Origin of the sequence: Pseudoalteromonas sp. 78C3, from assembly GCF_002836695.1 — a bacterium.
GTDB lineage: Bacteria > Pseudomonadota > Gammaproteobacteria > Enterobacterales > Alteromonadaceae > Pseudoalteromonas > Pseudoalteromonas arctica.
Map to the genome: position 1 here is coordinate 1 of NZ_PJAV01000144.1, position 20,268 is coordinate 20,268.

The following is a 20,268-nucleotide window of genomic DNA, read 5'->3' on the forward strand; positions in this document are numbered from 1 at the left end:
CTTTAGTATGATACTGTAACATTTGCCGCACAGTTTTGTGGAGCTTATTTCACTTTTAAGATATCTATAGGGATACATAGTATGACATCTTCAAGGACGTTTAAGCCTAATGGCTCGTCTGATGCGAATTTTTATCGATTATTCGATATTTTTGCATTGTTTTTAGCCTTTCAGTGCTCGGCTTTGTTCTATAGCTTTGAGCTCACTCCTATTTATATGGTTTCGGTTTTAACCGTTGCTTTAAGCTTTTTATACTGTGCTGAAATATTCTCCGCTTATCGCTCTTGGCGTGCTGGTAAATTTAGAACTATGGTGCTTTGTGCTTGGGGCTCCTTATTTGCTGCATTTTCTGTTTTATTAGTTATATCGTTTGCATTTAAGTTTACTGAGTCGCTTTCGCGTATTGGTCTGGGTTTGTGGTTTTTGTTAAGCGTAACTTTTTTATATGCTTGGCGCCTTGCTGCATACTTATTTAAAAGAAGTAGACGTAAACTAGGGTTAAATTTACGCAATGTTGCCATTGTTGGGGCTACCGAGTCAGCAGTACATTTATATAACGAGATTACTAAAAATGACGAACTTGGCTTTAAGTTTTTAGGTTTTTATGATGACAGGCAACCAGAGCGACTTTTTGAAAACTCAACAAAACACGATGTTGCAGGACGAATTCAAAATGCAGTAGATGCAGCCCGTGATGGTGAAATTAGCGTTTTATATATTGCTTTACCTATGAAAGCTGATAAGCGTATAGCTGATATTTTGCGTCAACTGGGTGATACAACGGTTGATGTGCATATAATTCCTGACTTTTTAATATCTAACTTAATACATGCTCGTATTGAGCATGTGGGGGATGTTGACACATTAAGTGTGTTTGAATCACCGTTTATAGGTGCTCGTGAATTTATAAAGCGTACTGAAGATATAGTTGTTGCCTCTATTATTTTAATGCTGATTTCTCCTGTACTTGTTGCAATTGCGTTTGCTGTTAAATTTACCTCAAAAGGCCCTGTGATTTTTAAGCAAGACCGGTACGGGCTTGATGGACGTAAAATTAAAGTATGGAAGTTTCGTTCAATGAGTGTTACCGAAAACAGTGCAGTGGTAACGCAAGCCACAAAAAATGATGTGCGTATTACACCTTTAGGTGGCTTTTTACGCCGCACAAGCCTTGACGAATTACCGCAATTTATAAATGTTTTAAAAGGCGATATGTCGATAGTTGGGCCAAGGCCTCATGCGGTTGCCCATAATGAGGAATACCGTAAAAAAGTAGAGTTTTATATGTTTAGGCATAAAGCAAAGCCAGGTATAACAGGCTGGGCTCAAATTAACGGATGGCGCGGCGAAACTGATACGCTGAACAAAATGGAAAAACGTGTTGAATTTGACTTACATTATATTAAGCACTGGTCGTTATGGTTTGATATAAAAATTATTTTTATGACAATTTTTAAAGGATTTAAGAATGCGAATGCATACTAAAACACTTGCACCTATATTTGCTTTGTTAAGTGTAGGGGTCGCAGCACCTGCGGCTGCTAATTTAAAACCAGGTAGTTATATAACTAAAGATGGCGCCGAAATTACGCCAACGTTACAAACGGGTATAAGCAGTAATAATAACTTTTTTAGTACGCCAGAAAATGAAGAGTCACGTACAATTTGGACCATTACCCCTAATATAAAGGCAGCTATTGAAGACGGCCCCGATAGTTACAACCTTGATTTAGGCACAAGTAGCTCTTTGCATAATAAGGAGAGCGTTGATAATTTTACCCAAGTAAATATTGGTGTTGGTGTACATAAAGAGTTTACCAGCCAGCATCGCCTAGATGTTAATGGTAAAGCCGACTGGCTTTATGAGCCGCGTGGCAGTGGTTTAACTGAGGGCCTTGGGGATGCAGTAAATGAGCTTGTAAAATACCAGCAGCAAAATATTACAGCACGCTATGAATATGGTGCGCAAAGCTCAAAAGCACAAGTTGCTTTAAACGCGGGTTTTTATAGTAAAAAATATCAAAATTTTAGAGCCGTGTCACAGTTTCGTGATTATGATAAATCGTTAGTTGGTATTACCGGTTATTACAATACTCAAGCTGCTACACGTACATTTTTAGAAGTTAAGCAAGAAAATTACCGTTACGATTTTTTAGCAAGTAGCGGCATATCACGTGACTCAGACGACGTAAAGGTGCTGCTTGGTATGGAGTGGGAAGCAACCGCGCTTACCTCAGGCTCATTTAAATTGGGTTATCAAAATAAAGATTTTAGTGCCAATGAACGTGAGAGTTTTAGCGGTTTAAGTTGGGAAGCTGGGGTTAACTGGCAGCCACTTAGTTATTCTACAGTGCAATTAACAACAAGTCGCTCAGCTAAAGATCCGCTAGTACAAGGCGATTATATTAAAGAAAGTTTTTACGGTATTAATTGGACACATAGCTGGAGCGATTATTTAAGTTCGCTTGTAGGAGTTACTTATATTGACGAGCAATACACAGGTGATATTGGCCGAAAAGATAAAACTAAAAGTGCACGCTTAGGTTTAAATTATATTGCGAGTAGATTTGGTATGGTTTCTACTTATGTCGATTTTATTGATAAAAATTCTACACAAAATGCAATTGAGTTCGATCGAGTAGTTGTAGGTGTTAATTTTACGTTTGCTTTAAAGGCTAACTAATGAAGTTTATTTTTAGTTTAACACTACTAATATTTAGTAGTGTTAGCTTTGCGCAAACAGCGCAAAGTTATGTAATTGGTGCTGGTGATAAGGTAGAAATAAAAGTATTTGGCCAACCCGATTTAGAGGTTACTGCACTTTTAGGTAATAGTGGGGAAGTTAATTATCCTTTTTTAGGTAAAGTTAAATTAGCTGGTCTTAACACTTCTGAAGTTGAACAAGTTATAACACAAGGTTTAAAACCTGATTATTTAGTAAATCCAAATATATATGTGCAGGTAATTGAATACCGACCTTTTTATATTCATGGTGAAGTTAAAGAGCCAGGCGCTTATCCTTATCAACCCGCAATGACAGTTAATCAAGCGATTGCGCTTGCCGGTGGTTTAACTGAGCGCGCCTCTATTGATAAAATATACATATTTAAAGAGCAAACTAAACAGCAGCAACAAAAAGGTAGTTTAAATAGCCAAATTGCAGCGGGCGATACCATAAAAATTGAACAACGGTTGTTTTAAGCAGTTTACAGGGCAGTATTTAATGAACCAAACAAATGAAAACCTAAGTAATAATGAAGAAATTATTGATTTAGGATCTTACCTTAATGTAATTAAACTCGCTAAATGGCGTATTTTAGGGTTTGCTATTGTAGTTACTTTGTTAACTATTATGGTGGCTTTGACCTTAGTGCCAAAATACATTGCAACTGCTACTTTACTTATAGAAGCTGAGCAAACTAAGGCAGTAAGCTTTGAAGAGATATACGGTCTTGATTCGACAAAAAAAGAATATTATCTGACGCAGTTTGAGGTGATTAAATCGGACAGTATTGCCCGCGAAGTAATCACTAAGCTTAATTTAAAAGCGCATACAGACTTTATAGCTAAGCCGTCTGCGTTGGGTGAACTTAAAACAGCGATAAAAGAGCAACTCCCTTTTTTAAATAAAAAGGAAGAAACGGTATATGATGCACAAGAACAAGCAGAACGAGAAATGCTTGGTTTATTAGCTGTATTTAAGTCACGTCTTTCAGTCTCGCCTATTATTAAAACTCAACTCGTTAGAGTTAGCTTTGAATCGAGCGATTCTAAACTAGCAGCGCTTGTAGCGAATACCGTTGGTGAAGTTTATATAGATAGCCAAATGCGTGCAAAAATGGGGATTACTCAACAAGCCTCTAACTGGTTAAATACGCGTTTATCGCAATTACGAATTCAACTCGATGACTCAGAAGTGCGCTTACAAAACTACAGAGAGAAGCAAAAACTAGTTGATATTGAAGGTATAGCTGGGCTCGCCACACAAGAGCTTGAGCAAATATCACAACAGTTAATTGTAGCGCGCAATGAAAAAAATAATCTTGAGAGTATAAATCGCGTAATAACTGAGTACGGCAATAATAACTTGGAGTTATTAGGGAGTATGCCTGAAATTACATCCCACAAAGTAATACAGGACGTAAAGCGCGAAGTTATATTAGTAGAGCGTAAACTCAGTGATTTAGGCGAAGTGTACGGCCCTAAACATCCGCGTATGATCTCAGCTAAAGCAGAGTTAGCAACGGTAAAAAATAATTTAAACAAACAAATTAAAGGCCTTATTACGGGTATTGAAAAAGAGCTAAACCGGATAACACGTACCGTTAGCGCGCTTGAACGTGACTTAGTTAAAATTCGTGCCGAATATCAAGATATTACCCGCAAAGAAACTCAATACAACCAATTAAAACGTGAAGTAGAAACAAATCGCAGTATATTTAACACGTTTTTATCTCGCTCAAAAGAAACAGAAGTAACGAGTGATTTTAGCTCTGCTGCTGCACGTTTTACTGATAGAGCTTATGCCCCAAATGATCCAGCAAAACCAAATAAAAAATTAATTGTTATTTTAGCTTTTGTGGCAAGTTTTGGTTTTGCAGTAGTCATGAGCTTTATATTTGACGCGCTTAACGATACCGTTAAAACTAAAAGTGATGTCGAAAGTAAGTTAGCACAGCGTATGCTTGGGCTTTTACCGCATGTACAAACACCCAAAAATAGCGTGTTTCCGATACATGCTTATCTGGATGATAACTATAGGCGTTTTGCAGAGTCGGTACGAACGTTCAGAACTAGTTTGCTATTAACTCAGTTAGAGCGCGATCATAAAGTAATAGCCGTAACATCAAGTGCTCCGGGTGAGGGTAAAACAACGACCTCAGCTAATTTAGCTATGTCGCTTGCTCAAATGGGTAAAGTATTGCTAATTGACGCCGATTTGCGCAAACCAAGTATAGCTAAGCGCTTCGATATACCGGTATTTCATCCGGGGTTAAGTAATTTAATCGTAGGTACTGAGCAGTTAAGTGAGTGTGTTCATGTAGATGGGCAGTCGGGTGTTGCTATTATGCCAAGCGGGCAGATCCCAGGTAATCCATTAGAGCTTTTATCTAACACGCGCTTTAGTGAAGTACTCGATATATTAAAAACTAAGTATGACCATATAATTATAGATACACCACCAACACAGGCTGTGAGTGACGCTTTAGTTATTGCACAGAGTGTAGACTCGGTAATTTATGTTGTTAAGTCGGATATTACACGAATTAAACCGATTAAAGCGGGTATTGAACGTCTGTTTGAATCTAAAGCTCATGTTGCAGGTATTGTGCTTAACCAAGTAGATATGAGTAAAAGTAAAGACGAGCATAGCCATGGTTATTACGACTATTATGATTACTCGCAAAAACCTGAACAACCTAATGCATAGTTAAATGCAAATCTATGATTGATATTCATTCTCATATTTTGCCAGGAATAGATGATGGCGCTAAAGATTTAAGTGATTCTTTAGCGCTATTGAATATTGCACAAAATGATGGAATAACCCATATGGTTGCCACGCCACATATACATATTGGGCGATTTAATAACTCGGCCTCGCAATTGTATAGCAAACTTGCTAATTTAAAAGCACAGGCATTAGTAAATAATATTGGTATTAAACTAGCTGTGGCCGCTGAAGTTAGGCTTGATGTAGAGCTAATGAGTTTAGTGCTTAGTAATAAACTCCCGTTTATTGGTACACTTAATTCAGTAAATTATTTATTATTAGAACTCCCGCACTCGCATGTACCGCAAGGTTACGATAAGTTTATAAATTGGCTAGCTAAACAAAATATAAAGGTGATTATTCCTCACCCTGAGCGTAATCGCGATATTCAAGCAAATCCTTTTTATATTGAGCGTTTAAAGCAATTAGGATGTGAGTTTCAATTAACGGCTTCAAGCATTGAAGGTGCATGGGGCGAAACTGCAAAAAATATTAGTATAGATATGCTAGAAAAGGGTTTAGTAACTTATGTTGCATCTGATGCTCATTCAGTTAAGCGTAGGCCTCCTATTTTAAGTAAAGCTAAAAAAATAGTCGAGGAGTTGATAGGTCAAAATGATGCACATCATTTGTTTTTTACTAATCCTAAGCGTTTAACTGAGTCGTTGTTTAATGAGTAATTTAAATACAAACCGCCTCACACAAATTGCTATACTTGCAGTTATTACATTAGCTATAGGTTATCAAAGCTTACAAAGTATGCGTGCAAATACATGGTATTTTAATGCCCTCAATATTTTAAAGCAGCCTGAAAGGACAATTACTCCTGAAGAGCTAGAGCTTGTAGATAGGGCAATTACATTTGCAACAAGCCAGGACCCTTCACAGCCACATTACTGGCAACTTAGTGCATATATAAAAATGCTAAACCTAGCTGTGAATAGCGAGCAAAATAACAATAAGCTTTTGGTTTATCAACAAGCAGAGAAAGATCTATTAAAGTCATTAGGGTTAAGGCAAACATGGTCAGAAACGTGGATTGCACTAGCACAAGTAGTTAGTTATCAAGAAGGGCCTACAGAACGAGTATATGAGTATATTCAGCAGGCTAAAAAATTTGGGCCGTACAAGTTTGATGTGCAGCTTGGTATTATTCAAATAGCTCTAATGAACTGGCAGAAACTATCTCCAAAGTATAAAGCATTGTATGTTGCTGAACTAAATTTAGCCGTTAAATATGGTTATAAATTTTATCAAGTTTTTGATGTGGCTAAGCAAGTTGATGCTTTGCCAATTCTTTGTTTATCTTTACAATTTGGTAAGGCGTTTGAAAAAGTAAGAAGTAGTACTGTTTACAGAAGAAACTGCAAATAAAAACGCCCAAAGGCTTGTAAAAACCTCTGGGCTATAAAGTGACTCTAAATTGAGCCTAGCGTTAACTAAAAACTTTCTGGTTCGTTAGGGAGAAGAAGAAAGTACTTAAAACTATAGTAAAGCTACTCAATAAAGCATAACTAATTTTGCCACCTAGTTACATTTGATAACAAAGGATTAGATTAATTATGCGTAATTTGTACTTTAGTTTAACCCCAGCTTATTAACTGCGTATTTTGCACTAGATCGCGTGGTAGTGAGTTTTTGATCTTATTTTTTTGCCATTTACCCAGCCCGATAGGGCAACCACACAGCGTTAAAACTACTTCACCTATTGTTTGAGTTGCTTCAGCTAAGCGTATATCTTTACCTTGAAAATAATCATTGGCTTGCTCGTTATTTAGCGCGTAAATATTCGTTTTGCACTTGTTACCAAACACTGTAGCAAATTCGTGCGTTAGTCTTACGCCGTTTTTATGGATGATGCCAATTTGAATACCTAAACGTGCGTACTTAATTTTATTTTGCACGGCTTCAAACCCTTGTGGAAATAACCACAGTTCTTTATCACGCTGCATTAAATTACCTGGCAAGGTGGTTATCCCAAAATGTTTTTTAAGCGATTGCATAAACGCGGCACTTTGCTTTTTATCAAACTCGTTGAACGGAAACGCGCCTTTTTTAACAGTTTGATTTGAGTTATCGCAACTTGCGTACTTTTTAAATTTAGCAATAAAAAAGCCTTCGCTATCGAATGTTTGCGGCCATACATGTAAATAGCCTTCACTTGTTGTTGCTTTACTTGCACCTTCAAATAAATCACTGAGTGACTCAGGCGCTATATAGTCGCTAAATTCACTGAGTAAATAATCGCACACATGTTGGTTTTCGAGTGGGGTAAGTGTGCAGGTTGAATACACTAATGTGCCACCTGGTTTTAATGCATAAAAAGCGCTTTTAATTAAGTCTTTTTGTACTTGGGCTATTTTGATATTTGATTCTATTGACCAATTTTTTAGTGCGTCGGCGTCTTTACGTACTGTGCCTTCGCCAGAGCATGGCGCGTCTAGGAGTATGCTATCAAAGCATTCAAACATGTAGTTGCCAAATATAACGCCATCAAAGTGCGAAAGTGCACAGTTACCAACCCCCATGCGTTTTAATGTAGCGCTGAGTACCTTTAAACGAGATGACGAAAGCTCGTTTGCAACAAGCACGCCTTGGTTATCCATAAGAGCTGCTAGCTGCGATGTTTTAGAACCTGGCGCTGATGCCATATCAAGCACGGTGTTATTTTGCGAGTTAGCGAGTTTAATACTTTGCTTTAATGCGATAGGCGGCAGCATTGAACTTGCTTCTTGTACGTACATCGCACCGCTTAGGTGTAAGTCGGTATTACCAAGGGCTAGGTTTTGCTCTTCATCTTCGGGACGTTCTAACCAAAAACCTTCACTGCACCAAGGTATGGGGGTTAGCAGCCAATTTTTTTCAGTTGCACGTTCTACAAATTTTTCAATGCTAATTTTTAATGTATTAACGCGGATAGATTTTCTGAGGGGCCTACGACACGCATTTAAAAAGTCATCTAAGTTTAGATGCGCTGGTAAATAGGTTTTTACGTCATCAATAAAGTGCTCAGGAATAAAGGTGTTGGCGTTCACGCGTTAGCTCATACTATAAAAATAAAGCGCGATAATAGCATTTATGCGAGGTGTTTTCAGCGCTAAAAAGCGTAACATCTGATTTATTACGCTGTCGACACTTCACTGTTTTAGTCCATTTTAAACCCATTTTTATGCGACTTTAGGTTAATAGTGTCGACAATAAGCGTGTTTTTTAGTCATTGTGATGTGTTTAAGGGTTGACATGATTTTTTAATAAGCCCATAGTAACCACATTAATTGTCGACAATCTAAAAAATAACTTATGACACACACATTTTTAAACGAAGCGCCTATAACTACCGCATCAGATCAAGTATTTGTAGATATGCGCCGTGAGATTGTTGAAGGCAGTATAGTTCAAGGCAGTAAAATATCAGAGCCTGAGCTTGCCAAACGTTATGGTGTAAGCCGTGCAACGCTTAGAGAGGCGTTAAATCGCCTAGAAAGTTGCTACCTTGTTGAGCGCAAAGCTAACGTAGGTTGCCGAGTAGTTGCCCTTACTGCTGAGCGTTTGATTGAAGTTTATCAAGTTCGTAGTTCGCTTGAAGGCTTGGCATGTAGACTTGCTGCCGACAATATGGAACCCGAAGAAGTAAAAGGCTTAAAGCAATTACTTAATCAGCACCTACAAACACAACGTGTTAAAGAGGGCGAATCTTATTATCAAGAAGCCGGCGATTTAGATTTTCATTACCGTATTATTCAAGGCAGTAAAAACGCGCATTTAATTCATTTACTGTGTAATGAGCTCTATCAATTAATACGGATGTACCGTGTGCAAATGGGCATGGTAGGGCCGCGTGTATCAAAAGCGTTTGATGAGCATTTAGCGATTATTAACGCCATTGAAAACCACGATGGCGAGCTGGCCGAAATGCTTATGAAGCGCCATATAAGCGCATCGCAAGCAAATATCCAAACCAAATTTGATTTATTAGCTAAGCAAAAAGCATAAGCTGTTAAAAGTTAAAAGTTAAAAGTTAAAAGTTAAAAGTTAAAAGTTAAAAGCTAGCAAAAGCAGTTAAACAGTCATAATTACAGATTAAAACTATAAGTTACTCCACGTAGCAACCGTTCAAAGTGAGGATAAAGTAATGTCAGCAGGATTAAAATTTAAACACGCTATTGCCAATAACCGCCCGCTACAAGTGGTAGGTACTATTAACGCATACACCGCGATGATGGCTGAAAAAATGGGCCACCAAGCTATTTACCTATCAGGTGCCGGTGTTGCAAACGCCTCGTTTGGTATGCCTGACTTAGGTATGACAAGCCTTGATAACGTGCTTGAAGATATTCGTCGTATTACGGGTGCGAGCGATTTACCACTACTTGTTGATGCCGATACCGGTTGGGGTGGGGCATTTAATATTGCACGCACAGTAAAAGAAATGACTAAAGCGGGTGCAGCTGGTTTTCATATAGAAGATCAAGTAGCCCAAAAGCGCTGTGGCCATCGTCCTAATAAAGAAATTGTAAGCCAAGGTGAAATGGTTGACCGCATTAAATCGGCGGTTGATGCAAAAACCGACAGCGATTTTTATATTATGGCCCGTACCGATGCATTTCAAAAAGAAGGTTTAAATGCTGCTATTGACCGTGCAGCTGCCTGTGTTGAAGCCGGTGCTGACGCTATTTTTGCAGAAGCCGTACACGACCTTGCTGATTACCAAGCATTTGCAAAAGCGATTAACGTTCCAATTTTGGCAAACATTACTGAGTTTGGCCAAACACCTATTTACACTAAAGAGCAGTTAAGCGATGTAGGCGTTGAAATGGTGCTTTACCCACTAAGTGCATTTAGAGCCATGAACAAAGCAGCATTAAACGTGTATTCAGCAATTTTAAATGAAGGCTCACAACAAAGCCAAATTGAAAATATGCAAACGCGTTCTGAGCTTTACGACTTTTTAGATTACCACACGTACGAGAACACACTCGACACCCTTTTTTCATCAAAATCTGACAAATAAAAACTATTAAAATAAATCACACACAAATTTAAGATAGGAGAAGATCATGGTAGATAAAGCATTAGGCGGCGCAGGTTTACGCGGACAAGTGGCTGGTCAAACAGCATTGTGTACTGTTGGACAAAGTGGTTCTGGTTTAACGTATTGTGGTTACGATATTAGCGAACTTGCCGAAAAAGCGCAGTTTGAAGAAGTGTCTTTTTTACTTTCACGCGGTGAGTTACCAATAACTAGCGAATTGGCTGAATATAAAGCTAAACTTAAAAGCTTACGCGGCTTACCAGATGCACTTAAAACTGTGCTTGAAAATATTCCTAAAGATGCGCATCCAATGGATGTAATGCGCACGGGCTGTTCAATGTTGGGTAACCTTGAGATGGAGTTTGATTTTAACCAAGCCAATGATGCAATCGACCGTATGGTTGCTGTGTTCCCAAGTATTATTTGTTACTGGTACCGCTTTACACATGATGGCGTACGCATTGAAACACAAACAGATGACGACTCTGTTGGCGCACATTTTTTAACACTGTTACATGACAAAGCACCTAGCGAGTTATTTGCACAAGTGATGAATGTATCACTAATTTTATACGCAGAGCATGAGTTTAATGCTTCTACATTTGCGGGTCGTGTGTGTGCATCAACGCTTTCTGATATTCACTCTTGTGTAACAGGTGCGATTGGCACGCTGCGTGGTCCATTACATGGTGGTGCTAACGAAGCCGCTATGGATATGATTCAAGGTTTTACAAGTGCTGAGCATGCTGAGCAAGAAGTAATGGGTATGCTTGAACGTAAAGATAAAATTATGGGCTTTGGCCATGCTATTTATCGCGAATCTGATCCACGCAATGTAATTATTAAAAAATGGTCTGAAAAACTAGCGGCAGAGGTAGGCGATACCGTGCTTTACCCTGTGTCTGTTCGTTGTGAAGAGATTATGTGGCGCGAGAAAAAGCTGTTTTGTAATGCCGATTTTTTCCATGCATCTGCTTATCATTTTATGGATATTCCGACTAAATTATTTACGCCAATATTTGTAATGAGCCGTGTTACTGGTTGGACTGCGCATGTAAAAGAGCAACGCGCTAACAACCGTATTATCCGCCCAAGTGCCGATTACACAGGCCCTGATGCACGTAGTTACACACCAATAGAGTCACGTTAAAAAATGAGTGAGCACGCATGTGCTCACTTTTTTTATTGCACATAGCCACTAGCGAGCAGTTTTTCTCAAACTTTTCATTAAACACGCTAGCTGTGAGCAAACACCGTCACCAAATTAGCGAACCCTTACCATGACCATAATTAATAATACCCAATACCGAAAACCTCTACCGGGCTCAAATGTCGACTATTACGATACCCAAGAAGCCGTAGATGCAATTAAGCCAGGTGCATACGCCACGCTACCTTATTCATCACGTGTATTTGCCGAAAACCTAGTACGCCGATGCGACCCTGCCATGTTAACCGATGCACTTAATCAGCTAATTGAGCGCAAGCAAGATTTAGATTTCCCGTGGTATCCGGCGCGCGTAGTATGCCACGATATTTTAGGCCAAACAGCGCTTGTTGATTTAGCCGGTTTGCGTGATGCAATTGCAGCCAAAGGCGGTGACCCGGCAAAAGTGAATCCTGTGGTACCCACGCAGTTAATAGTGGATCATTCGTTAGCGGTAGAGCATGCCGGTTTTGATCCTGACGCATTTGAAAAAAACCGCGCGATTGAAGACAGACGAAATGATGACCGTTTTCACTTTATAAACTGGACAAAAACTGCGTTTAAAAATATTGACGTTATTCCACCGGGTAATGGCATTATGCATCAAATTAACCTTGAAAAAATGTCGCCGGTTATTCAAAACCGAGATGGCATTGCATTCCCAGATACCTTAGTTGGTACCGACAGCCACACGCCACATGTTGATGCGCTGGGCGTTATTGCTGTGGGCGTAGGTGGGCTTGAAGCTGAAAGCGTGATGCTTGGTCGTGCTTCTTATATTCGCTTGCCCGATATTGTCGGTGTTGAGCTAACAGGCAAGCGCCAACCCGGTATTACCGCAACCGATATTGTGTTGGCTATTACTGAATTTTTACGTGAGCAACGTGTTGTATCTACTTATTTAGAGTTTTACGGTGAAGGTGCCGATGCGCTTACACTTGGCGACAGAGCAACCATTTCAAACATGACACCTGAATTTGGCGCAACTGCAGCCATGTTTTATATCGATGATAAAACAATAGATTACTTGCGTTTAACAGGTCGCGAAGAAGAACAAATTGCCCTTGTAGAAAACTACGCAAAAACAGCAGGCCTTTGGAGCGATAGCTTAAAAACCGCAAAATATGAGCGTGTGCTTAAGTTTGATTTATCAAGCGTGGGGCGCAATATTGCGGGTCCATCTAATCCACACCGCCGCGTATCGACAAGCGATTTAGCTAAAGAAGGTATTTCGGGTGTTGTTGAAAATGAAGAAGGCTTAATGCCAGACGGCGCATGTATTATTGCCGCGATTACTAGCTGTACTAATACTAGTAATCCACGCAATGTAATTGCCGCAGCACTACTTGCCCGTAACGCAAATGCAAAAGGCTTAACGCGTAAACCTTGGGTTAAAACTTCATTAGCACCGGGCTCAAAAGCAGTGCAATCATACCTTGAAGATGCAAACTTACTAACAGAGCTTGAGCAACTTGGCTTTGGCATTGTTGGTTTTGCGTGTACTACCTGTAATGGGATGAGCGGGGCGCTTGACCCTGTTATTCAAAAAGAAGTAATTGATCGCGATTTATACACTACAGCGGTGCTTTCGGGCAATCGTAACTTTGATGGGCGCATTCATCCTTATGCTAAGCAAGCATTTTTAGCGTCACCTCCTTTAGTTGTTGCGTACGCCATTGCAGGTACTATTCGCTTTGATATTGAAAAAGGGATACTAGGGCAAGATCAACAAGGCAACGATATTACGCTTAAAGATTTATGGCCATCGGATGAAGAGATTGATGCAGTTATTAAGCAAAGCGTTAAGCCAGAGCAATTTAGAAAAGTATACGAGCCGATGTTTAATTTAACCGTAGATTACGGTGAAGATAACGACCCACTTTACGAATGGCGCCCAGAAAGTACGTACATTCGTCGCCCTCCTTATTGGGAAGGTGCACTTGCGGGTGAGCGCACAATGACTGGTATGCGTGCGCTTGCAGTTCTTGGCGATAACATTACAACGGATCATTTATCGCCATCAAACGCCATTATGGCAAGTAGTGCTGCTGGTGAATACCTGACCAAAATGAACGTCCCAGAGGAAGACTATAACTCGTACGCAACGCACCGGGGCGATCATTTAACAGCGCAGCGCGCAACATTTGCAAACCCAAAGCTGCTAAACGAAATGGTGCTAGACGAAAACGGCGACGTTAAACAAGGTTCTTATGCACGCTTAGAGCCACAAGGGACTAACACACGTATGTGGGAAGCAATCGAAGCCTACATGGAGCGTAAACAACCGCTTATTATCGTAGCCGGTGCCGATTACGGTCAAGGTTCGTCGCGCGATTGGGCTGCAAAAGGCGTAAGACTTGCAGGCGTTGAAGTAATAGCAGCTGAAGGTTTTGAGCGTATTCACCGTACTAACTTAATTGGTATGGGTGTTTTACCGCTTGAGTTTAAAGCGGGCACAACGCGTAAAACTCTAGAGCTGGATGGCAGCGAAACGTACGATGTAGCAGGCGATTTAAAACCAGGTGCGACCGTTAATTTAAGTATTACTCGTAAAGGCGGTGAAGTACTCACTGTGCCTATGAAGTGCCGTATCGATACCCAAGAAGAGCTTTCTATTTACGCGGCTGGTGGTGTGTTACAACGCTTTGCACAAGACTTTTTAGAAGCAGCACAATCTGCATAAGGGCAAGCATTATGTTTAAACCGCAAATTAAAGTGCCTGCAACCTATATGCGTGGCGGCACCAGTAAAGGTGTATTTTTTAATTTAACTGACTTGCCAAAGCCTGCTCAAGTAGCAGGCGAGGCGCGGGATAATTTATTACTGCGTGTTATTGGCAGCCCCGATCCGTATGCTAAGCAAACGGATGGTATGGGTGGTGCTACATCAAGTACTAGTAAAACTGTAATTTTAAGTAAAAGTGGGCAAGCTGACCACGATGTAGATTACTTGTTTGGTCAAGTGGCAATAGATAAACCTTTTGTAGATTGGAGCGGTAACTGCGGCAACTTAACCTCAGCAGTGGGTGCTTTTGCCATTAGTAATGGTTTGGTCGATAAAAACCGAGTGCCCGATAACGGTGTTGCTATTGTGCGTGTGTGGCAGGCTAATATTAAAAAAAGCATATTAGTGCATGTCCCCATGACAAATGGCGAAGTACAAGAAACCGGCGACTTTGAGCTCGATGGCGTTACTTTTGCTGCAGCTGAAGTAAAACTTGAATTTATTGACCCCGCTGATGGCGATGGCGCGTTATTTCCAACAGGTAATGTAGCTGATGATTTAGAAGTACCGGGTGTTGGTACTTTAAAAGCAACAATGATAAATGCAGGTATTCCTACCATATTTATTAACGCCACTGATATTGGTTATACCGGCACAGAGCTGCAAGACGATATAAATAACGATGTTGCAGCGCTTAAAAAGCTTGAAACCATTCGTGCTTATGGCGCTGTTAAAATGGGCTTAATCACTAACATTAGTGAAGCGCAAGCTCGCCAACATACGCCTAAAGTTGCGTTTGTTGCATCGCCTTTAGATTATAAAGCGTCTAGCGGAAAGCTTATTGAAGCTGCAAATATCAACTTGTTAGTACGCGCTATGTCGATGGGTAAACTGCACCATGCCATGATGGGCACAGCCGCTGTTGCTATTGGCACGGCTGCAGCAATCGAAGGCACACTCGTAAATATAGCCGCTGGTGGAGGCGCATTGAGTGAAGTTAACTTTGGTCATCCGTCGGGCACGCTAAAAGTAGGTGCTGAGGCTAAAAATAATGCTGGCAACTGGCTAGTTACCAAAGCAAGTATGAGCCGAAGTGCACGTGTATTAATGGAAGGGGTTGTAAGAGTCCCTCAGTAATTACTAAACATTTACTTTAGGTAAGTAAACAAGTTTTATAAACGTTTGCTTAGCTAAAGTAAAACCTACTAACATTCATTATAAACAATCCTTTTTCATTAATTTTTCGAATTATCCTCTTTTTTAGCTCTCATCCATCGCATTTACTTGAAGAATATAATTAACAAACTAGATTGTATGTAATATTCATTTAATAAAGTGAATATATTGTATCAATATGTGCTGGTTCTTTATGAGTGTCTATAGGTTATTGAATAATAGAGATGCTGATAAAGAAGTAGCTCATAGAATAAAGATAAATACTTCTATAAAACGTATAAATATGTAGCATAACTATATAGCTTAATGGTATTTTTAATGTTCTGGTAACAAAGGTTATGATTGTGTACTTTTTTAATGCTTTTTAAACATAAAAGCTTACACAAGCCACTATCAACTAAACTAATTTCTGATACTCATTCCAGGCTATCAAGGAGAAATAAATGATAAAGCGTACGATCAAATTTACACCTATTGCAGCTTCAGTTGCACTTACATTAGGCTTAACAGCATGTGGTTCGGACAATGACAGAAACATTCCTGTTACACCTGTAGAATCTTTTACTGCAACAGGTGATGCACAGTTCAACATTGAAGTAACTGGTAAAGCAGTTAAAGGTTCAATGAAAAGTGCAGTAGTAACTGTAATGACTTTAGATGCATCTGGTCAAAGCGTTCCTGTTGCGTTTCGCTCAGCTGCTTCAGCAGAAGCAGAGTCTTTTTCTGAAGAAGCACTATCACAAAATGCTGCTGATGCTGCAGTAGAAGCAAGTAAAATTGCTGCTAACCCTGAAGTATTAACTGATGAAAGCGGCCGTTACAGCATCTACTTAGATGATGACTTTACTGGACCAGTTTACATTACTGTTAAAACGTCTGCAGAAGGCGATGATAGCTTTTTACGTTGTGATGCTTACGTAGGTTGTGGCGATTACGATGTAGCGCCAGAAGAAGATGACGTAAATGATGGCGATACTGCGATTGAGTTTGGCGAATGGTACAAAACTGACCTAGAGCTTTCAGTTGTTAAATTTGTTCCAGCTGTTGAAGCAGATACATCTGGAGTAAGTGGTTCTGCAGGCGATGCTAATGTAGAAGCTTCTTATAAAGCTAATGTTACTTTCTTAACATCGTTAGTGGCGGCTCTTGTTCTTGACTCAGGTTCAAGTGTAGATGAAGACGCAATTGCTAAAGCAAGCTTAGATACTGTTGTACAAGTAATGGGTCAAGACGCTGCACTTTTACTTTCAGCTATTATTGGTGATTTATCTAACGGCGGCGCTGTAGATTTAAGTGATGTTGATGGCGAAGAAGAACTTACTGACGGTATTTTAGCAATTGCACAGCTTTCATCTTCAATTCAAGGTTTACCTTCAATTGGTGATGTAATGAGCAGCATTAAAGCTGGTATTAAATCAGGCCAGTTTAAAGGTAATGCTGATGCTAGCATTGCAGCAATAGCGACAATGTTACAAACAGCTATTACAAATACTGCAAATGTTTTTGTTGCCATTGCTACTGGTACTGAAGATGACATTAAAACTGCATTAGAAGCCGCTTTCGCAGCAAAAATTCCAGCTCCTACTGCTGGTGAGATAGTTGCATTTGCTGCTAACTCAGCTGATGTTGCTAAAAAAGCAAAAGCTGCTAAAGATAAAGCTGTTAAAAATGGTGCAGCAACTGATGCGAGCCTTGCAGCCGCTGCAGTAAAAGTTAAAAAAGCACTAGAAGTAATTGGTTGTACTGGTGCAGAATGTACAGTTGGAGATGATTTTTATACAGCTCTAGCAGCTGCTTTAACAGTAGAAGTTACTGCTTCTCAAACTGCACTTACTGCATTAGAAATGAGCATTGAAACAGCTCAAAGCTCACTTGCAGATGTTCAAGCAATGGGTGGCGATGCTCTTACAGCTGATAACGCAGCTGCATTTGTAAGCGCTGTTACATTACTGAAAAATGAAGCTACTACGGCTGATTTAACAGCTAAAGCAGACTCTATTTTTGTTAAATCACAAGGCTATGTAACTGCTGCAAAAGCGTTAGTTACTCAAAGCTCTGATTACCAACAAGTTCTTGATTCTGCAACATCGTTGCAAACAGATGCATCTGTTGCTGTAACTGACACAGTTGCATACGACGCGGCACTAGCTGCACTAGTAGCTGAAGCTGAAGCAGCGATTACAGAGTTTGATGTGGCTCTTGCTGCTGCAAAACTAGTTGCTGAAGACACTGCAGACGTTGCCGATGAGAAAAAATCACTAGCAGACACAGCTGAAGCGGCTTCTACTAGCGCACTTGCTAACGCAGAAAATGCAATGGTAGATACAGCTGCAAACGCTGCTGAAGCAAAAGAGCTTGCGATGACTGCAGTTACTGCTGCGTCTGATTTTGCTGCTGCTGTAGATGCACTTGAAATTGCTATTGCACAAGCACTTGTTGCTGCGAATGAATACTTAGCTCTTGAAGGCGAAGGCGCACAAGCAATGATTGATGCGCTTACAGCTATGCAAACAGCTGCTGTAGCTCAAGGTGAACTAGCTAGCGAGCAATTTGTAACAGCTTATAATCTTCAGCTTGCTGCTGAAACTGCAGTTGCAAAACTTGAAGTACTAACTTCTGTTAAAGCTACATCAGAGTCATTATCGACTATGACTGTGCTTACAGGCACTGGTGCTGATGCAGTTGCTGATGCAGCAGATATTCTTGCAGACGTAATTGATGAATTAGCTGAAATGGGTAATAACTCAGGTACAGGCACATCAACTCGCAATGCTGATTGGGACTATGCTTACAGCTTAGATGATCTTACGCTAATGCTTAGCAATGCTACTACAGGTGAGATGATTAATGCAGCGGCTTCTTATGAAGGCGACAAGCTTGTTGTTGCTTGGGGCGCTACATTAAAAGGTGAGAATGACGTATCTGTTGAGCTTGTTACTGCTGCTACACAAACACAAGCACTTACAGATTGTGTTGATTTTGCAGCCGGTACAATTGATGCTACTCAAATCGATTCATGTTTAGTATTTACTTTTGATGGCGCAGTAACTGCTGACAATGTAGATGATGCAGAAATCATAATGACTGAAACGGCTAACCATGTTGAAATCATGGATGGTGATTCTGGCTTCACTGGTATGTTAAGTATTACAGCTGATGATGCAACAGATTCAGGCTCTATTACATTAGAGGGTGTTTCTGGTGATGTAGACTTTAAAGTAATGACTACATACCTTGACAGCGACATGGAAGAAGCAAGTGCTTTAGATATTACAGTAAATAATGCAATGGGTTACACGTTGTCTATTACTGGTAATGAAAGTGCAGGTTACACTGGTGACGTTATGGCTATGTACAATGAGATGATGATGTCTTTTGGTACTGCAGCTAAAACAACAAACGGTCTTTCAATTACTTACATTGATGGTGACGTAGTTGATTACACTGATGTTGATTTAATTGATTCATCTAAGTAATATTTAAACTATAAAAGGGGAAAGCAGCGCTTTTCCCTTTTTTTATAGAAAGCGATTAAATTATGAAAAAAAAAATTCTCTTGTTAGGATTTTCAACAGCTTTTATTTCTCCTCTTGCTTCCGCAGATAACCAATTTCAAATTTTTACCAACTTTGACGCAGAAATTTATACAGAAGCACAACCAGTACAAGCTTTTGTAGATGATTTTGATGCTCCATTAAAATCGGGTGACAGTGCATTTACCTATAATATATTTGAAGTAGGTGTTGGCTACGGTAATTTTAAGGTAGGTTTACAAAGTCGTTACGACTATGTTCTTAACTTTGATCCTGATACAGCTAAATACACTCATACTGAAAAAAATGATTTAGAGTTTGAAGATAGATTTTATACATATTACCTTGATGCTAAACAAGCAACGTCTAATGGTGTATTCGTATCTTATGATTTTAAATTTTTAGATAAAAATGCATTAACAATAACACCTAAACTTTCTGTTTTTGCCAGCTCACACTATCAAGATGCCACTGTAAATGGTGAAATTTATAGTGATGAAGTTGAAGGCGCTGTAACTGTCGATTACAACTTTTCAAAAGACATATTATTTAAAAAGTTTTCACCTTCACAAAAACCTGAAGGACTTGGATATAGCCTAGATATTTTTGCTGATTGGCAAGTAAATGATGAGCTTCAAGTTGGTTTTAGCGTAAAAGATTTGCTCTATAAAACAGAGTACGAAGACAGCGGCTCTGTAAAGGGTCAAACTACTGAAATTCCATTTAGCGAAGATGACAACGGCGATATTATTACTCAGCCAACAGTTTCATTAAAAACATCTGCATTTGGAAATACGGTATCTCATGATTTCGAAATGGAAATGCGACTACAAGCATTTGCCGATTACAGAATAAACGACCGATTTTCGACTCAGTTAACTTTAAAACGTTACGACAAAGACACGTTCAGCCAATTAAAAGGCCGTATACACTTTTGGGATCATTGGAAAGTACAGGCAGGCTACGAGACAAAAAGTGAAGCATTTTTAGTTGGTATAGAAAACGAGTATTTTGGTCTTAATTTACAAACTGATAGCCTAGATTTAGATAAAGCCTATTATGCTAATGTGAATTGGTACGTGAACATTAAGTTTTAAGGAAT

14 protein-coding genes are annotated in these 20,268 nt (G+C 39.6%); 13 read left to right on the forward strand and 1 reads right to left on the reverse strand.

Annotated elements, in window-relative coordinates:
- Positions 1 to 81 precede the first annotated feature (81 nt).
- From CXF76_RS10140 to CXF76_RS10165, 6 genes are read left to right on the forward strand one after another with little or no spacing between them, the layout of a single operon-like run.
- Positions 82 to 1,485: an undecaprenyl-phosphate glucose phosphotransferase gene (locus CXF76_RS10140; RefSeq protein WP_101163589.1), complete on the forward strand. Its 1,404-nt coding sequence runs from the start codon at positions 82 to 84 to the stop codon at positions 1,483 to 1,485.
- Positions 1,469 to 2,683 (forward strand): outer membrane beta-barrel protein, encoded by a 1,215-nt coding sequence (locus CXF76_RS10145; protein ID WP_101163590.1) that lies wholly within the window; start codon positions 1,469 to 1,471, stop codon positions 2,681 to 2,683. The genes CXF76_RS10140 and CXF76_RS10145 overlap by 17 nt, the downstream gene beginning before the upstream one ends.
- A complete protein-coding gene (locus CXF76_RS10150) occupies positions 2,683 to 3,201 on the forward strand; it encodes a polysaccharide biosynthesis/export family protein (RefSeq protein WP_010554202.1) in 519 nt (172 codons plus the stop codon). The genes CXF76_RS10145 and CXF76_RS10150 overlap by 1 nt, the downstream gene beginning before the upstream one ends.
- A 22-nt stretch (positions 3,202 to 3,223) precedes the next feature.
- A complete protein-coding gene (locus CXF76_RS10155) occupies positions 3,224 to 5,431 on the forward strand; it encodes a GumC family protein (RefSeq protein WP_010554203.1) in 2,208 nt (735 codons plus the stop codon).
- 14 nt (positions 5,432 to 5,445) lie between these two features.
- A complete protein-coding gene (locus tag CXF76_RS10160) occupies positions 5,446 to 6,174 on the forward strand; it encodes a tyrosine-protein phosphatase (RefSeq protein WP_101163591.1) in 729 nt (242 codons plus the stop codon).
- Entirely contained in the window at positions 6,167 to 6,868 is a 702-nt protein-coding gene (locus tag CXF76_RS10165; RefSeq protein WP_024590399.1) for a VpsP family polysaccharide biosynthesis protein, read from the forward strand. The genes CXF76_RS10160 and CXF76_RS10165 overlap by 8 nt, the downstream gene beginning before the upstream one ends.
- 209 nt (positions 6,869 to 7,077) lie before the next feature.
- Here CXF76_RS10165 and rsmF read toward each other — a convergent pair whose 3' ends face one another.
- The gene (gene rsmF / locus CXF76_RS10170) at positions 7,078 to 8,529 is read right to left on the reverse strand and encodes a 16S rRNA (cytosine(1407)-C(5))-methyltransferase RsmF (protein WP_101163592.1); all 1,452 of its coding nucleotides are present in this window, start codon (positions 8,527 to 8,529) and stop codon (positions 7,078 to 7,080) included.
- A 265-nt stretch (positions 8,530 to 8,794) separates the two neighbouring features.
- Between rsmF and CXF76_RS10175 the strand changes: the two genes are divergently transcribed.
- The 7 genes from CXF76_RS10175 (at position 8,795) to CXF76_RS10205 (ending at position 20,263) form a co-directional block, all read left to right on the forward strand.
- A complete protein-coding gene (locus CXF76_RS10175; RefSeq protein WP_002962362.1) occupies positions 8,795 to 9,487 on the forward strand; it encodes a GntR family transcriptional regulator in 693 nt (230 codons plus the stop codon).
- 139 nt (positions 9,488 to 9,626) lie between these two features.
- The gene (gene prpB, locus CXF76_RS10180; protein ID WP_101163593.1) at positions 9,627 to 10,505 is read left to right on the forward strand and encodes a methylisocitrate lyase; all 879 of its coding nucleotides are present in this window, start codon (positions 9,627 to 9,629) and stop codon (positions 10,503 to 10,505) included.
- Between the two features lie 46 nt (positions 10,506 to 10,551).
- Positions 10,552 to 11,676 carry a bifunctional 2-methylcitrate synthase/citrate synthase gene (gene prpC, locus CXF76_RS10185; protein ID WP_101163594.1) on the forward strand — a complete coding sequence of 375 codons (1,125 nt, stop codon included), beginning with the start codon at positions 10,552 to 10,554 and terminating at the stop codon, positions 11,674 to 11,676.
- A gap of 130 nt (positions 11,677 to 11,806) precedes the next feature.
- A complete protein-coding gene (acnD, locus tag CXF76_RS10190; protein WP_101163595.1) occupies positions 11,807 to 14,416 on the forward strand; it encodes a Fe/S-dependent 2-methylisocitrate dehydratase AcnD in 2,610 nt (869 codons plus the stop codon).
- 11 nt (positions 14,417 to 14,427) lie between these two features.
- Positions 14,428 to 15,594 (forward strand): 2-methylaconitate cis-trans isomerase PrpF, encoded by a 1,167-nt coding sequence (gene prpF / locus CXF76_RS10195; protein ID WP_101163596.1) that lies wholly within the window; start codon positions 14,428 to 14,430, stop codon positions 15,592 to 15,594.
- A 482-nt stretch (positions 15,595 to 16,076) separates the two neighbouring features.
- Positions 16,077 to 19,109 carry a hypothetical protein gene (locus CXF76_RS10200; RefSeq protein WP_101163597.1) on the forward strand — a complete coding sequence of 1,011 codons (3,033 nt, stop codon included), beginning with the start codon at positions 16,077 to 16,079 and terminating at the stop codon, positions 19,107 to 19,109.
- Positions 19,110 to 19,171: 62 nt separating this feature from the next.
- Positions 19,172 to 20,263 carry a hypothetical protein gene (locus CXF76_RS10205; RefSeq protein WP_101163598.1) on the forward strand — a complete coding sequence of 364 codons (1,092 nt, stop codon included), beginning with the start codon at positions 19,172 to 19,174 and terminating at the stop codon, positions 20,261 to 20,263.
- Positions 20,264 to 20,268 lie beyond the last annotated feature (5 nt).

Bases quoted from the DNA above. Each gene is read 5' to 3' on its own strand.
- CXF76_RS10140 (WP_101163589.1), top strand. From the start codon at position 82: ATGACATCTTCAAGGACGTTTAAGCCTAATGGCTCGTCTGATGCGAAT.
- CXF76_RS10150 (WP_010554202.1), top strand. From the start codon at position 2,683: ATGAAGTTTATTTTTAGTTTAACACTACTAATATTTAGTAGTGTTAGC.
- CXF76_RS10175 (WP_002962362.1), top strand. From the start codon at position 8,795: ATGACACACACATTTTTAAACGAAGCGCCTATAACTACCGCATCAGAT.
- CXF76_RS10155 (WP_010554203.1), top strand. From the start codon at position 3,224: ATGAACCAAACAAATGAAAACCTAAGTAATAATGAAGAAATTATTGAT.
- acnD (WP_101163595.1), top strand. From the start codon at position 11,807: ATGACCATAATTAATAATACCCAATACCGAAAACCTCTACCGGGCTCA.
- CXF76_RS10205 (WP_101163598.1), top strand. From the start codon at position 19,172: ATGAAAAAAAAAATTCTCTTGTTAGGATTTTCAACAGCTTTTATTTCT.
- CXF76_RS10145 (WP_101163590.1), top strand. From the start codon at position 1,469: ATGCGAATGCATACTAAAACACTTGCACCTATATTTGCTTTGTTAAGT.
- prpC (WP_101163594.1), top strand. From the start codon at position 10,552: ATGGTAGATAAAGCATTAGGCGGCGCAGGTTTACGCGGACAAGTGGCT.
- prpB (WP_101163593.1), top strand. From the start codon at position 9,627: ATGTCAGCAGGATTAAAATTTAAACACGCTATTGCCAATAACCGCCCG.
- prpF (WP_101163596.1), top strand. From the start codon at position 14,428: ATGTTTAAACCGCAAATTAAAGTGCCTGCAACCTATATGCGTGGCGGC.
- CXF76_RS10160 (WP_101163591.1), top strand. From the start codon at position 5,446: ATGATTGATATTCATTCTCATATTTTGCCAGGAATAGATGATGGCGCT.
- CXF76_RS10165 (WP_024590399.1), top strand. From the start codon at position 6,167: ATGAGTAATTTAAATACAAACCGCCTCACACAAATTGCTATACTTGCA.
- CXF76_RS10200 (WP_101163597.1), top strand. From the start codon at position 16,077: ATGATAAAGCGTACGATCAAATTTACACCTATTGCAGCTTCAGTTGCA.